12 protein-coding genes are annotated in these 13,923 nt (G+C 73.8%); 6 read left to right on the top strand and 6 right to left on the bottom strand.

The genetic code is table 11. The features are described from left to right. The first annotated feature begins 133 nt into the window (after positions 1-133). Complete coding sequence (locus ACYVOM_RS12685; RefSeq protein WP_460303511.1) at positions 134-4,711, top strand: phosphatase PAP2 family protein; 4,578 nt, start codon at positions 134-136, stop codon at positions 4,709-4,711. Between the two features lie 21 nt (positions 4,712-4,732). Here ACYVOM_RS12685 and ACYVOM_RS12680 read toward each other — a convergent pair whose 3' ends face one another. Continuing rightward, complete coding sequence (locus tag ACYVOM_RS12680; RefSeq protein WP_460303510.1) at positions 4,733-5,758, bottom strand: helix-turn-helix transcriptional regulator; 1,026 nt, start codon at positions 5,756-5,758, stop codon at positions 4,733-4,735. 62 nt (positions 5,759-5,820) lie between these two features. Here ACYVOM_RS12680 and ACYVOM_RS12675 point away from each other — a divergent pair, with 62 nt between their 5' ends. From ACYVOM_RS12675 to ACYVOM_RS12665, 3 genes are all read left to right on the top strand, one after another. Continuing rightward, positions 5,821-6,807, top strand: a complete 987-nt coding sequence (locus ACYVOM_RS12675; RefSeq protein ID WP_460303509.1) for a zinc-binding dehydrogenase — start codon at positions 5,821-5,823, stop codon at positions 6,805-6,807. A 180-nt stretch (positions 6,808-6,987) separates the two neighbouring features. Further along, positions 6,988-7,554, top strand: a complete 567-nt coding sequence (locus ACYVOM_RS12670) for a dihydrofolate reductase family protein (protein WP_460303508.1) — start codon at positions 6,988-6,990, stop codon at positions 7,552-7,554. A 68-nt stretch (positions 7,555-7,622) separates the two neighbouring features. After that, entirely contained in the window at positions 7,623-7,895 is a 273-nt protein-coding gene (locus ACYVOM_RS12665; protein WP_460303507.1) for a hypothetical protein, read from the top strand. Between the two features lie 112 nt (positions 7,896-8,007). Here ACYVOM_RS12665 and ACYVOM_RS12660 read toward each other — a convergent pair whose 3' ends face one another. Continuing rightward, positions 8,008-8,241, bottom strand: a complete 234-nt coding sequence (locus tag ACYVOM_RS12660) for an NUDIX domain-containing protein (RefSeq protein ID WP_460303506.1) — start codon at positions 8,239-8,241, stop codon at positions 8,008-8,010. 243 nt (positions 8,242-8,484) lie between these two features. On the opposite strand from ACYVOM_RS12660, the gene ACYVOM_RS12655 reads away from it, so the two are divergent. After that, positions 8,485-9,069 (top strand): TerD family protein, encoded by a 585-nt coding sequence (locus ACYVOM_RS12655; protein ID WP_460303505.1) that lies wholly within the window; start codon positions 8,485-8,487, stop codon positions 9,067-9,069. A gap of 51 nt (positions 9,070-9,120) precedes the next feature. On the opposite strand, the gene ACYVOM_RS12650 is transcribed toward ACYVOM_RS12655, so the two are convergent. Further along, complete coding sequence (locus ACYVOM_RS12650; RefSeq protein WP_460303504.1) at positions 9,121-9,996, bottom strand: M56 family metallopeptidase; 876 nt, start codon at positions 9,994-9,996, stop codon at positions 9,121-9,123. Then, positions 9,993-10,352 carry a BlaI/MecI/CopY family transcriptional regulator gene (locus tag ACYVOM_RS12645; protein ID WP_460303503.1) on the bottom strand — a complete coding sequence of 120 codons (360 nt, stop codon included), beginning with the start codon at positions 10,350-10,352 and terminating at the stop codon, positions 9,993-9,995. Before ACYVOM_RS12645 ends, ACYVOM_RS12650 begins: the two co-directional genes overlap by 4 nt. Before the next feature lie 339 nt (positions 10,353-10,691). On the opposite strand from ACYVOM_RS12645, the gene ACYVOM_RS12640 reads away from it, so the two are divergent. Continuing rightward, positions 10,692-11,747, top strand: coding sequence for a sporulation protein (locus ACYVOM_RS12640; RefSeq protein ID WP_460303502.1), 1,056 nt, complete (start codon positions 10,692-10,694; stop codon positions 11,745-11,747). Between the two features lie 79 nt (positions 11,748-11,826). Here the strand turns inward: ACYVOM_RS12640 and ACYVOM_RS12635 are convergent, their stop codons facing one another. Both ACYVOM_RS12635 and ACYVOM_RS12630 read right to left on the bottom strand, forming a co-directional pair. Next, on the bottom strand, positions 11,827-12,435 hold the full coding sequence (locus tag ACYVOM_RS12635) for a LysE family transporter (RefSeq protein WP_460303501.1): 609 nt from the start codon (positions 12,433-12,435) through the stop codon (positions 11,827-11,829). 680 nt (positions 12,436-13,115) lie between these two features. Beyond that, a complete protein-coding gene (locus tag ACYVOM_RS12630) occupies positions 13,116-13,901 on the bottom strand; it encodes a VOC family protein (RefSeq protein ID WP_460303500.1) in 786 nt (261 codons plus the stop codon). Positions 13,902-13,923: the final 22 nt, after the last annotated feature.

Below are 13,923 nucleotides of genomic sequence, written 5' to 3'. Positions count from 1 at the left end.
TTTGGGGGGTTGTGGGCGGAAAGGGTGTTGGCGTTGGAGACGCCTAAGAGAAGAGCCCCCCATGTTGTGCCGGAAGGGCGCGCGGTTTCGCGGTGTTCGTGTCAGGAGGCCGAGTCGACGGGTCGTCGGGTCGGTGGTCGGATTCGTGCTGGCCGCGGTGTTGTTCGGCGCGGTGCTGCCGCGGCTCGTGGACGTGCGCGAGGTGGGGGACCTCCTCGCGACCAAGGTCGACGCCGGCGAGTTCGGCGGGCTCGTCGCGCTGACGCTGGCGTCGGTCGCGGCGTCGGCCGGGATCCTCATCGCGGGTCTTCCCGGGCTAAGGTTCCGCGACGCGGCGGCGGTGAACGTGGTGACGACCGCCGTCTCCTACGGGCTGCCCGCGGGCGGCGCGGCGGGAGCGGCGCTGAACGTGACCATGCTGCGCAAGGTCGGCTTCGGCTTCCAGGAGATCGCCACGCAGGCTCTGGCGACGGGCGTGTGGAACCTCGTCGCCCGGCTCGTCCTGCCGCTGGCGGCGCTCGGCGCCGCGGCCTTCACCTCGGCGGTCCCCGACGGGGTGCGCGGCGCGGGTCTGCTCGGGCTCGCCCTCGCCGTCGGCGTGCTCGGCGCGACGGGATGGCTCTTCTGGGGGACGTTCCCCGCCGAGAAGATCGCCCGGCTGCTGTCGCGGGCAGGACGGCTGCTGCCCGGCAAGCCCCGGATCGGGGCCGACAAGCTCGAACTGTTCCGCGGCGAGGTGCGCGACCTCGTCCATGACCGGTGGGCGCCGCTGTCGGTGACGACCCTGGCCTACCACCTGGCGACCTTCGGCGTGTTGTACGTGTCGCTGCTGGCGGTCGGGGTGACCGAGGCGGGCGTCATCGAGACGTTCGCGGTGTACGCGATCGCCCGGCAGGTCACCGCGATCCCGCTGACGCCGGGCAGCGCGGGCGTCATCGAACTCGCGCTCATCGGCGGGCTCGGCCTGACCGGCGGAGACCTGCCGAAGGTCGCCGCGGGCGTGCTGCTCTTCCGGTTCTTCACGTTCCTGCTGTACCTGCCCGCGGGCGGGCTGGCCTGGCTGTGGTGGCAGTGGTCGGTGACCCGCTCCCGCGACGAGCGGCCCCGCACGTTCCACCATCCGGGCGACGCCCTGCGCGCGCTCGCGGCCGCCGCCCTTCTGGGCGGGACGGTGCTCCTGCTCACGCCGGTGCCGGGCGGGTGGGAGACCAGCGTGTTCCGCCTGGTCAACGGGCTTCCCGACCTGCTGTACGCGCCGCTGTGGGCGGTCATGCAGACGGGCTGGGTCGGCGCCGTCGCCGTCACCGCGGCACTCGCGCTGCTCGCCCGCCGCTGGACGCTCGCCGCCTCCCTCGCGGCGGCCGGCGCGGCGGCTTGGGGGCTGGCCAAGGCCGTCAAGGCCGTGGCCGGACGCGACCGGCCCGGGGCCCTGCTGGAGGAGGTGCACCTGCGCGGGGACGCCGTGGCGGGCGGCGTCGGGTTCGTTGCCGGGCACACCGCCGTCGCCGCCGCGCTGGCCACCGTTGCCTCGGCGTACCTGCCGCGCGCCTACCGGCGGCTGCTGTGGGGGCTGGTCGCCGCGGTGGCCTTCGCCCGCGTCTACCTGGGCGCGCACCTGCCGCTGGACGTGCTGGGCGGGACCGCGCTCGGCTGGGGCGTCGGCGCGGCGGTGCTGTTCCTGCTCGGGACGCCCCCGCACCTGCCGTCCGGGGCGCGGATCCGCGCGGTCTTCCCCGACCTGCTGCCCGACTCGGTGCCGCTCCAGGCGCTGCGCGCCGACATCCGCCGCGCGGTCGTCTACCGGGCGCCGGACCGGAGCCTGTTCCTCAAGGCGATCGGCCGCGACCAGCGCGACGCCGACTTCTTCGACCGGCTCCGCTCACCGGGGACGTTCCCGGGCGCGCCGTTCGCCACGACGCGGCGGCAGCTGGAGCACGAGGAGTTCGTCCTGCAGCTCGCCCGGCACCGGGGCGCGCGGGTGCCGACCGTGGAGCGGTTCGCCGCGCACCCGTCGGGCGATTGCGTGCTGGCGATGAACCTGGTCGACGGCACGCCGCTCTCCGCGCTGCCGGAGGTCCCCGACGCGCTCCTCGACGAGCTGTGGCGCCAGCTCGCCGTGCTCGGCGCGGCCCGGATCGCGCACCGGGCCATCGAGCCGGACGCGTTCGTCGTCGACGCCGAGGGGCAGCCCTGGCTGACGTCCTTCGGGAAGGCCCGCTCCGGCGCTCCCGTGAAGGCGCTGCGCCGGGACCGGGACCGGCTTGAGGAGATCACCGCGAAGATCGTCGGAGCGCAGAGGGCGGCGGCGGCCCGTGCGCGCGCGGGCGAACCGGAGTTCCCGGCGCTGCGGGCCCCGCGCCGCTGGAACCGCACCGGTCCGCACACCGCGCGGCACCCCGGCGACGTCGTCCGTGTCGCCGTCGGCGTCTTCCTCGTGGCGTTCCTGACGCTCTACGCGGCCGACGGGTTCCTGCTGCCCGTCGAGGCCGATCTCTTCCGCCTCGTGAACGGCATGCCCGACGCGGCGTACCGGCCGCTGGAGGTCCTCATGCAGGCGGGGGCGCTCGGCGCGGTCGGCGCGGCGGCGGCCGTCGCGCTGGCCTTCGGGCGCGTGCGGCTGGGCGCGGAACTCGCGGCGGGAGGCACGCTCGCGTGGTTCCTCGCCAAGGGCCTGAAGGAACTCGCCGACCGCGGCAGGCCCGGCGCGCTGCTGGAGGAGGTCGTGCTGCGCGGCGCCCACGACAGCGGGCTCGGCTTCATCTCCGGGCACGCGGCCGTCGCCGCGACCCTCGCCACCATCGCCTCCGCCCATGTGCCGCGCAGGCTCCGCCGCGTCTTCTGGGCCTGGGCCGCCGTCGTCGCGGTCAGCCGGGTCTACGTCGGGGCGCACTTCCCGTTCGACGTCGTCGCCGGCCTCGGGCTCGGCCTGGTGATCGGCGGGACGTTCCACCTTCTGTGGGGCACCCCGTCGATCCTGCCGACCCGCGACGACATCGTGCGCGGGCTGCGCCTGGCCGTCGGGGACGTCTCGGACGTCCGGCCGCTGGACGCCGACGCGCGCGGCTCCGTCCCGTTCCTCGCCCGGCGCGAGGACGACGGCGCGGGCCTGTTCGTCAAGGCCGTCAGCCGCGACCACAGGGACGCCGACCTGCTGTTCAAGCTGGCCCGGCTGGCGACCCTGCGGGGGTTGGAGGACGAGAGCCCGTTCTCCACCCCGCGCCGCCAGCTCCAGCACGAGGCGTGCCTGGTGATGCGGGCCGAGGCCGCGGGCGTGCGGGTGCCGCCGTTCGCCGGGCTCGCGCCGTGCGGCGGCGGCACCTACCTGCTCGCCGAAGAGGCGGTGGAGGACGCGCGGGAGCTCGCCGACCTGCCCGAGCCGTCCGACGACTTCCTGCGCGCCCTGTGGGAGGAGGTGCGGGCGCTGCACAGGACCCGGGTCGCGCACCGCGACCTGCGCGCCGCGAACGTCCTCGTGGACGCCGAGGACAGGCCGGTCCTGGTGGACTTCGGGTTCGCCGAGGACGGCGCGAGCGACCGGCGGCTCGCCCAGGACGTCGCCGAACTGCTGTGCTCCACGACGCTGCGCACCGGCCCCGAGCGCGCCGTGCGGGCCGCCGCCGCGGTGCTGGAGCCCGCCGAGCTCGCCGCGGCGGTGCCGCTGCTCCAGCCGCTGGCGTTCGGCAGCGCGACGCGCAAGGCGCTGCGCGAGAAGCCCGGACTGCTGGAGGAGATCAAGAGCGCCATCGGACGGGCCACCGGGCTCGAAGCCGAGGAGGAGGCCCGCCTTTCGCGCCTGCCCTCGCGCTCGTGGATGCTGCTCCTGGCGCTGCTCGGCATGGCCGCCACCACCGTCGCCCTGACGGGGCTGCCCGACGTCCACGACCCTGCCGAGGTGCTCGCCGGGGCCGACCTCCGCTGGCTCGCCACCGCCGTGGTGCTCATCTGCGTCTCCTACGCCGCCGGAGCGCTCGCCCTGATGGGCGCGTACGGGCGACGGCTTCCGTTCTTCCTGACCGCGCGCAGGCAGCTCGCCGCCTCCTACTCCTCCCGGCAGCACCTACCGGGACTCGGCTCCGCCGCCGTGCTCTCGGAGTACCTGCACGTCTCCGGCGCTTCCGTGCGGGAGGCCGAGGGCGCCGTCGGCCGCACCCGCCTGGCCGGGATGCTCGTGCACGTCACCGGGCTCGTATCGGCGGTCGCCGCCGCGTTCGCCGAACGGTCGGGGCCGCTGACGCTGCCCCGCTGGCCCGTCCTCGTGGCGATCGCCGCCGTGCTGGCGGGCGTCGGCCTGCTGGTCCAGCTGCGGGCTCAGCGCGGCCTCCCCCGCGCGCTGCGCGACGCCTTCGCCGGGCTGGCGCTCGAAGGCCCCGCGGCCATGGCGACGCTGCTCGCGGGCAGCGCCGCCGTCACCGGCACCGCGGTCCTGTCGTTCCTCGCCACCGCCCAGGCCCTCGGCGTCGAAGTAGGCCCGGGAGCCCTCGCCGCCGCGTTCCTCGCGACCGCGCCGCTGCGCCTCCTCGGCCCGCTCCCCGCCGGCATCGGCCTCGTCGAACCCGTCCTCGTCCTGGCCCTCACCATGCTCGGTGGCGGCGTCACCGAGTCCGTCGTCGCCGTCCTCGCCCACCGCGCCCTCTCCTTCTGGCTCCCCGTCCTCCCCGGCGCCCTCGCCTGGCGCAGCCCCGCGCCCCGCAGCCGCCCGACGACCTCGTGACCGGCGCGGGCGGGCCGCCGCTCAGTGGGTCGGCTCGGTGGCGGGCGGCTGCTCCGGCATCGCGTTGCGACGGGAGCCTTCGCGCTCAGGGGACGCCGACCTGTCGACGGCATTGAGGAACCGCGTGCCCCAGTCGCGCAGGTGATCGACGAACTCTCGCGGTTCGAGCACTTCGAACCCGGCGCCGAGATTGCCCAGCGCCTGCGTGGGCCAGTCAAGGCCGGTGGAGACCATCGTGAGCCTGCACCGGTCAGGCGCGACCGGTTCGACCTCACCCCACCGGCCGACGCCCTGACGCACGTGCTCGGCGGACGCGTGGACCAGGACGACGACGGTGCGCGGGTTCGGAACCCGGGCAGCGGTGCGGACGAACGCGACGGCGTCCCCACCCGGGAGCGTCCGCGGCAGGAAAGGGACGCCGGTGTTGCGCGGCTGCTCCAGCCGGTCCAGGCGGAAGCTGCGCCAGTCATGCCTGGTCAGGTCGTAGGCCAGCAGGTACCAGCGGCCGCCGAGCGCGACGAGGCGATGCGGTTCCACTTCGCGTTCGGTGCGCGCGCCGCCGCGCGCGGTGTAGTGAAAACCGAGGCGTTCCTGATCCCGGCAGGACTGGGCGATCGTCGTCAGCACCTCCGCGGGGACGACGGGTCCGGCCGGGGCCGCCGAGACGGTCATCGCGCGCAGCGCGTTCACCCTGGCCCGCAGCCGGGGCGGAAGGACCTGCACCACCTTGGTCAACGCGCGCACCGCCGCCTCGTCCAGGCCCGAGACGCCGCTCTGCGCCGCGTCGCCCATGCCGACCGCCAGCGCGACCCCTTCCTCGTCGTCGAGCACCAGCGGCGGCAGCACGGCCCCCGGCTCCAGTTGGTAGCCGCCGTCGGTGCCGCGGGACGCGCGGACCGGATACCCCAGCTCGCGCAGCCGGTCGACGTCCCGGCGCAGCGTGCGTTCCGACACGCCGAGGCGATCGGCCAGATCCGCACCCGGCCAGTGGCGGTGCGTCTGCAGCAGCGACAGCAGTGCGAGCGTGCGGGAACTCGTGTTGGCCATGACGCCATCATGGCGACATTTCCGGACAGAAACTGGCCGGAAGCCTCTCTAGCGTGGCCGCCATGATGACTCACGAGATTCAGCTGGCCGCCCAGATCACCGGTGTCCCCGGACCCGAGCACTTCACCGTCGTCCAGCAGCGGATCGAGGGCGAGGTCGTGGTCCGCACCTCGCACCTGGGTCTCGCCGCCACCTACCTCGAACTCATGCGGGCCGACTGCCGTCTTCCGATCCCGGCCTGGCAGCCGGGGCGGCGGGTGGGCGTCATGGCGCTCGGCACCGTGGTGAGCTCGGCGAGCCCCGCCCTGCGGGAGGGCGACCTGGTCCAGTCGATGAGCGGCTGGAGCACGCACTCGGCGGGACCCGCGGCCTCCTACACCAGGTTGGACCCCGACGCCTATCCCGACCCGAGCTACCACCTGGCGCAGGGCCCGACCGCCTACCACGGCGTCGCGGACGTGGCCAAGGTCGGCGAGGGCGACGTCGTGTTCGTCTCCGGCGCGGCGGGCGGGGTCGGCTCGCTGGCCGGGCAGATCGCCCGCAACCTGGGCGCCGCGAAGGTGATCGGCAGCGCGGGCAGCCAGGCCAAGGCCGACTACCTCGTGCGCGAACTCGGCTTCGACGCGGCCTTCGACCACCATCGCGACCCGGTCGCCGCACTGAAGGAACTGGCCCCGGAGGGCGTCACCGTCTTCTTCGACACCGTGGGCGGCGCACTGTACGACGCAGCGCTGGAGGCCGCCGCACCGGGCGCCAGGTTCGCCCTGTGCGGCTCGCTGTCCACCCAGCTCGGAGCCGCCGCCGACCGCTTCCCCGCGCCCGACCGCGCCGCCGCCCACGCCCGGGGCGTCGAACTCCTCCCGTTCTCCTGCCACCAGACGCCCGACCAGGTCGCCGCCTGGGGCCGCCACTTCCGCACCGCCCTCGACCAAGGCCGCTTCGTCTACCCGCGAACCGTCGTCGAGACCACCATCGACGGCGTCCCCGCCGCGTTCCTGGCCCTGCTGCGCGGCGAGTACCGCGGCAACGTCTCGGTGCGGCTGCCATGACCGCCCTGGCCGCCCGAACACCCCACCGGCCCCGCCGAATCCGGTCCTTGACGCTGTGCTCGGACGTCTGCGATCGTGGCCGTCCGCCGCACGGTGATCTCGGGCACCGATCTCTTGAGCAGGCTGGGCCCGGGGATTCGGCCGTCCCGGGGTCGGCCCCGTCACTCAGGAGAACTGCTGATGCGCAGCGTGATCTACTCGATGAGCGTCTCGCTCGACGGCTACATCGTCGGGCCGGACGGTGGCTTCGGCTGGTCGGCGCCCGACGAGGAGGTCTTCCGCTTCGCCACCGACGAGGTGCGGGAGATGGGCGTCCATCTGCTGGGGCGACGGCTGTACGAGACGATGCTGTACTGGGAGACCGCGGACCAGGATCCGTCGATCTCACCGCTCGAATCCGCTTTCACCGAGCTCTGGAAGCCACTGCCCAAGGTGGTGTTCTCCAAGACGCTGTCGGCTGTGCGGGGCGAGGCCACCAGGCTGGCCTCCGCCGGCCTGGCCGAGGAGATCGAGCGGCTGCGCGCCGAGCCCGGAGACGGCGACATCGCGATCGGCGGCGCGACCCTCGCGGCCGAGGCCGCGGCGCTGGGCCTGATCGACGAGTACCGGGCCAGGGTCTACCCGGTACTGGTCGGCGGTGGCGTCCCGTTCTTCCCGCGCGACGAGCACAGGGTGGACCTCGAACTGCTCGAAACCCGCACCTTCGCCTCGAAAGCGGTCCACCTGCGCTACCGCGTGACGCGCTGACCGTCTCCGGTCGCCGCACCCCGACGAGGCCCGGATTCCCGATTCCGGGCATGCGGTAGGAATGCCTCATGGACGAGACGACTGGCTGCGGATGCGCCGCCTGCAACGGAAAAGCGACGACCGCCGTCGGCGCCGAGGCCGTGGGCGCCCGCGCCACCGGCACGCTCGCGCTGGGCGCGCTCCTGCTCGGGTCCGCCGCGGTCGGCGCCCTGGCCATCGGCGCCCTGGCCATCGGCAGACTCTCGGTCAAGCGCGCCCTGGTGAACCACCTGGCCGCCGGCACCGTCGAGATCGCCCACCTCAAGGTCGGCACCCTCGACATCGGAACCCCGGCCGAGTAGGCGATCCTCCGTCCGGCCCACGCAACCCGGCAGCACCACGGCTCAGCCTTCATCGAGCTTTCGGCATCGGCGGCGCACGTCCACAGCGCGCCGCTCCCGATGCGCCGGACGGTCAGCCGAGCGAAGCGGCGTCGTGCGGGGTCTCGCCCGGCTCGATGCCGCCTCCGGGCAGCTCCCACGCCGCGCGGTGCCGGTCGTGGACCGGCAGCAGGCGGGATCCGTGCCAGACCGCGACGAGCGCCGCGGGCGTCGGGACGTCCGGGCGCCGCGGAGGTCCACCGGCGGGAAGGAAGGCGTCCAGGCGGTTGCCCGTCCGCGGGTCATCGGCGAGGGCTGCGGGGGCCACCACCGCAGTGTGCGACCCCGCTCGGCTGAAGTCGAGCCGCACGCCGGCGTGGCGGGCGTCTCATGTTCGTGGGGAGCATCCCGGGTGGGAACCCCGGGGTGGGCGGATACGTTGCTATTACTGTTGTAGTAGTTCATGGGGAGTCGTCGGCGTGACGATCGCGGCGCTCAGCCGCCGTCGCGGCCGAGCGGACCTCGACGGCCGCGCGATGAAGCGCGGCCGGCACGGAGACGGGAAGCGACCATGGCCATCACCCTCACCAAAGAAGACGGCGCCGCGGACCTCGCGGGCATCACGCACATGTCCGTCGGCGTCTCCTGGGATCCCTCGGCGGGTGCCAGCGGCGGGATCCTCGGCCTGGCACGCCGCAAGAAGGGCGTGGACCTCGACCTCGTCGCGGTGCTCCTGCAGGGCGCGGAGCCCGTGCGGTTCGCGGGCCTGGACTCGCTCGACCCGCTCGGCAACGGCTCGGTCCGGCACTCCGGCGACGAGCAGACGGGCGCGGCCGAAGGCGACGACGAGACCGTGCACGTGACCTTCGCCGACGTCCCCGCGGCGATCACGTCGATCGTCTTCATCGCCGCGGCGTTCAAGCGGGGCAGCTCGTTCGACAAGGCCAACAACGTCTCGTTCAAGATCTACGACGCGACCGGCGGCTCCAGCACCCAGGTCGCCGACATCTGGCCGTCCCTCCTCGGCACCGACAACGCGAACGCGATCTGCCGCGCCTTCCGCAACGGCGGCTCCTGGCAGCTGGAGGTCCTCAACCGCGTCGGCAAGATCAAGCAGGGCGACCGCCCCGCGCTGATCCGCTTCGCCGTGCAGTGAGGCCCCCGCGCGGCCCTTCCGGCACGACGCGCCGGGCGGGCCGCCGGGCCTTCAGAGGAAGCTGAGGTTGAGGGCGTGGTCCAGGTGCAGGGCCATCGACGCGGCAAGGCCCGTCACCAGGCCGGTGCCGAGGAGGCTCATCGGACCGACGACGGGGTTGCGCCCGGGGGCCCGGCCGAGGAGGGCCTCGACGCGGCGGACGACGCCTGAGTCGGCGAACGCGCCCAGGAATCCGGGATCGCGCCGCGGCTGCAGCAGGGCGACGCGGGCGATCGTGCGCGCGACGAGTTCCCGGTCGCCGACGGCCTCGGCCGCCTCCTCGTCGGCCCAGCGCTCCAAGGCGAAGCGCATCCGCTCGTCGAGGCGCCGGAGCGGCGGCAGCATCCCGGCCGCGAGCGCGCCCAAGGCAAGGTAGCGGTGGTGGTCGTGCCGCAGGTGAGAGCTCTCGTGGTGGAACACGACGCCGAGTTCGGTGGCCTCCAGGGAGTCCATGAGCCCCCGGGACACCAGGACGCCGCCGTTGCGGCCGGGCACCGCGAGCGCCATGGGCACCTCGGTCTCGACGACGCCGCGTGCCATCTCCCGCGCCGACCTCACTTCCCCCGACCAGCGGACGGCAAGTCGCACCGCCACCAGCAGGGCCGCGGCGAACAGGACGAAGGCGGCGACGCCCAGCGGCGCGGGGACGGGCACGTCGTCCCCGAACAGCACCCACTCCGGCAGCCGGTCCGCCGCGTGCGGCCACAGCGTCGCCCAGTAGTTCACCGCCACGAAGCCCGCCGTGCCCACCGCGGCGAGCGTCGTCGTCGCCGCGACGGTGGCCAGCACCTTCGCCTCCCAGACCGGGTGGAGCGGCAGCGGTAGACGTCCGAGTGCGAGGCCGAGCAGCAACGTGATGCCCGCGGGCAGAAGCGTCAGCCAGGTCACGGGGCCTGCCCGCCTCGGTCGAGGATCCTGCGCAGTTCCCGCTCCTCGTCCGGGCTGAGCGCCTGGACGAACCTGCTCAGCACGCTCGTCGCGTCACTGGCGTGCCGGAGCTGGTGGTGCATCCGGTCGGCCACCAGGCGGGCCTCGTCGACGGCGATCCGGTAGCGGAACTGGCGGCCTTCCCGCTCCCGCGTCAGCAGACCCTTGTCGTACAGCCGGAACAGGATCGTGTTGATCGTGGTGTAGGCGAGATCGCCCGGAACCCGTTCGGCCGCCTCGGCCGCGCTGATCGGCCCCGCCATCGCCACCGCGGCCAGCACCTCGGCTTCGAGCTGCCCGAGCTGACGTCTCGTCAAGGCACCTCCACCCCGCGTTCCGGCTCCTACAGGCGTCATCCTAGTGCGCCGCCGGCCCGTATCCGCGTTGGTGCGAAGCCGGACGCGCAGGTCTCCTCGCGATCGGTCCACCTCCGCGACGGCGCCTCTTGAGCCGGGACGATCGCCTCCCATGCCCTGCCGGAGCCGCGGGCAGCCGCCATGCCACACCGTCGGCGAAAGACTCGTGCGCTCCGCCTTCCTTCGCCTTGCGTTCCCGTCGAATTCGCGATGATCTTCCGCGCTACCGATGATCGCGCCGCTGACCGACCCGCGAACTACTACACTTGTAGTAATAACTGCAACGGCCAAGGGGGCTGCGTGATCTTCAAACGGCTGGCGGGCGTCTTCGGTGTGGGCGGTCCTTCCGTCGAGACCGTCCTTGCCTCGTCCATCACCCGTCCGGGCGAGTTCGTGACCGGTGAGGTGCGGGTCGTCGGCGGCGACCACGACGTCGACATCCAGGGCGTCTACGTCGGCCTGGTGACCCGCGTCGAGACCGAGGACGGCGACGAGGAGGGCACCGTCGTCCACGAGTTCAACCGGGGCGCCATCGCCGGCCCCTTCCCTCTGCCGGCCGGGCAGCACCACAGGTTCCCGTTCCGGCTCCCCGTGCCGTGGGAACTTCCCGTCACCGAGGTCCACGGGCGGCACCTGCCCGGCATGGCCGTCGGCGTCCGGACCGAACTCGAAGTCGCCGGAGCCCGCGACAAGGGCGACCTCGACCCGCTCGCCGTCCACGCCCTGCCCTCCCAGCAGCGGATCCTGGACGCGTTCGGCGCGCTCGGCTTCCAGTTCAAGAGCGCCGACCTGGAGGCCGGGCACATCTCCGGCGTCCACCAGGAGTTGCCGTTCTACCAGGAGATCGAGTTCTACCCCCCGCCGCGGTACCAGGGCCGGATCAACGAGGTGGAGCTCACCTTCGTCGCCGGTCCGCATCACCTCGACGTCATCCTCGAAGCCGACAGGGCCGCCGGGATCTTCGGCGAGGGTGCGGACGCGTTCGGCAGGTTCCGCACCGAGCACGAGCAAGCCCTCCACGTCCCGTGGGAGGCGGAGGTCACCCGCTGGCTCGAAGCCGTCGCGGCGCACGCGCACGGCGACGACCACGAACACGGGCACCACGGCGGGCACGAGCACCACAACGGTCCCGGATGGGGCTCCGTCGCGGCGGCCGGAGCCGTCGGCCTCGCGGGCGGTGCCGCCGCCGCGCTGGCCGTCGACGCCCTCTTGGACGACGAGGACGAAGAAGAGGAGCTGGAGGAGGCGATCGAGGACGCCGCGGAGCAGGCCAGGTTCGACGCCGCCGTCGACGCCGCCTACGCCAACGCGTACGAGGAGGCCTACGAAGAAGCGGAAGAGGCGTACGAGGACTGAGGCATCGCCCGGTCACCGGCCCGTTTCGACCCCGTGCGACCGCTCACCCCGGCCGCACCGGGGTCGAAACGGGCAGTCCTCAGACGACGAGGACGACGGCGAGCACCGCGATGATCGCGGACGCGGCCAGCGCCGTGACCAGCCGTCCGCGCGGCCCGGTGAGGGCCCGACCGACGAGCGCTCCCCCACCGGCGAGCAGGAGCTGCCAGCTCAGCGACGCGCCGAACGCCGCGGCCGCGAACACCGCCTGCTCGGCCCCGCTCAACACGTCCGCGCCCTGCCGGCCGAGCACGAGGGCCGCGAAGTACACGATCGTCGCCGGGTTCAGGATCGTCAGCCCCAGCAGCGCCAGGTAGGCCCGTGACGCCCTGGTGAACAGCGGCGCGGACCGCCCTGCCGACTCCGCGAACGCCGACCGCGCGGTCCGAAAGGCGATCACCAGCAGGACCACCGCCGCAGCCCACTTCAGCGGAACCGCGACGGGCGCGAGCAGGCCCGCCAGCGCCGCCCCGCCCAGCAGCGCCGCGACCGCGTAAACCCCGTCGGCCGTCGCCACCCCCAGCGCCGCCGCGGCCCCGATCCGCAGCGACGTCCGAGCCGTGAGCCCGACGATCAACGCCCCGATGGCCCCGACCGGAACCGCCACCCCGTACCCCGCGAGCATCCCCGCGACCAGTGCGCTCCCCATGCCCGGCGATCCTGGCGAGCCCACCCGCCCCCTGGCAACCGCTTTTCCCCTCACCCGCCGGCCCAGCGGACTTCGGATCACCAGCCGGTGCGGTGGCGGGTCCAGGCCAGGGCGGCGTCGGCGGCGCGGGCCTGGTAAGGGCGAAGGTTCGGGACGTCCGGCGGGGCGGGCAGGCGGCAGGAGCGTGTGACCGGACGCGTGGTCGAGCCAGCCGGTTTCGAGCTCGACGAGACGGCTCAGGTGGCGGCGCGCCCACGGGTGGAGGTCCCGGGGCGGGGCTTGCTCGAGTTCACCCCAGCCGCCGACGGCTCCGGGCAGCGCGGCGCGGAAGACCAGGGGAAGCCCGTCCGCCAGTGCGGGCAGTTCCCGTGCCGCGTCGGCCACGATCCGCAGTTCGCGAAGCATCAGCACGTCGGCGAGGATGCGGATTCCGCCCGTGCTGCACGTCGGCCCACCGCAGCGTCGGCACCCCGATCGGCACGGCGGTCGGCAGAACCGCAGCGCGCTTCATCCGAACCCACCCAGATCCGGCAAATTTGGGCCCATCGCGCACGCCCGAAACCGATCAACACGACCGCGCCCCGTCAACGGACATCGTCGGCGCGGTGCGGGCCCGGGAGGCCGGGCGGGCCGCCACGTGGAGGTTCGTCGGCCTGCCCGTGCGGGCGCCGCCCCGCCCGTCAGCGGACAGCGAGGGGGAAACGGCCGGTGAGTTCCGGCGGGGGTTCGGGGATGAGGACGAACTGGGCGTCCTGCGGATCGGCGAGGGTGATCGCGAGGCCGTAGGCCGGGTCACGGGACTCCTTGATGCGGACCGCGCCCAGCGCCTCGGCGCGGTCCGCCGCCTCCCGCACGTCGGTGACCGCGATGTGCACGAGCCAGGCAGACAGCGTCTCGGCGGGGACGTCCGGCGGAATCGGCACCATGCCCGCGATGACGCGCCCGCCGAGCGTCCAGCGCACCCGGTCGCCCTCCCGGGACCTGCCCCAGCCGAAGACCCGCGGATAGAACTCCTCCGCCCGAGCGGGATCACGGGTGAACAGCTCGGTCCACGACCAGTACCCGGCACGCCCGGACACCTCCGTGCAGCCCCAGTCCTCCGGCTTCCACAGCATGAAGAACACGTCCTCGGGATCAAGGCAGCCCGCGAGCATGCCGTGCCCGTTCAGCGACCGCGGCTCCACCACCACCTGCCCGCCCGCCTCTCGCACCAGATCCGCGCTCGCCTCGACGTCCTCGACGATGAAGTAGACGGTCCAGTTCGCCGCGGCGCCCGACGTCGCCTCCGGCCACAGCCCCGCCGCCCTCCTGCCCTCATGCAGGAAGCGCCCGTAGCCCATGTGCTCCTCGAACTCCAGCCGCCACCCGAAAAGCTCCCCGTAGAAGCCTGCCGCCTCTCCCGGATCCCCCGCGGCCAGCTCCACCCAGCAGGGCTGCCCCGCCACCACCCCGTCATCTCGCGACATACCTACATCGTCACCACCCGCC

Source organism: Actinocorallia aurea (assembly GCF_054783995.1).
The sequence above is the reverse complement of the archived record's forward strand: the minus strand, read 5'-3'. Positions and strand labels throughout refer to the sequence as shown.

Bases quoted from the DNA above. Each gene is read 5' to 3' on its own strand.
- ACYVOM_RS12680 (WP_460303510.1), bottom strand. From the start codon at position 5,758: ATGGCCAACACGAGTTCCCGCACGCTCGCACTGCTGTCGCTGCTGCAG.
- ACYVOM_RS12675 (WP_460303509.1), top strand. From the start codon at position 5,821: ATGATGACTCACGAGATTCAGCTGGCCGCCCAGATCACCGGTGTCCCC.
- ACYVOM_RS12670 (WP_460303508.1), top strand. From the start codon at position 6,988: ATGCGCAGCGTGATCTACTCGATGAGCGTCTCGCTCGACGGCTACATC.
- ACYVOM_RS12665 (WP_460303507.1), top strand. From the start codon at position 7,623: ATGGACGAGACGACTGGCTGCGGATGCGCCGCCTGCAACGGAAAAGCG.
- ACYVOM_RS12655 (WP_460303505.1), top strand. From the start codon at position 8,485: ATGGCCATCACCCTCACCAAAGAAGACGGCGCCGCGGACCTCGCGGGC.
- ACYVOM_RS12635 (WP_460303501.1), bottom strand. From the start codon at position 12,435: ATGGGGAGCGCACTGGTCGCGGGGATGCTCGCGGGGTACGGGGTGGCG.
- ACYVOM_RS12630 (WP_460303500.1), bottom strand. From the start codon at position 13,901: ATGTCGCGAGATGACGGGGTGGTGGCGGGGCAGCCCTGCTGGGTGGAG.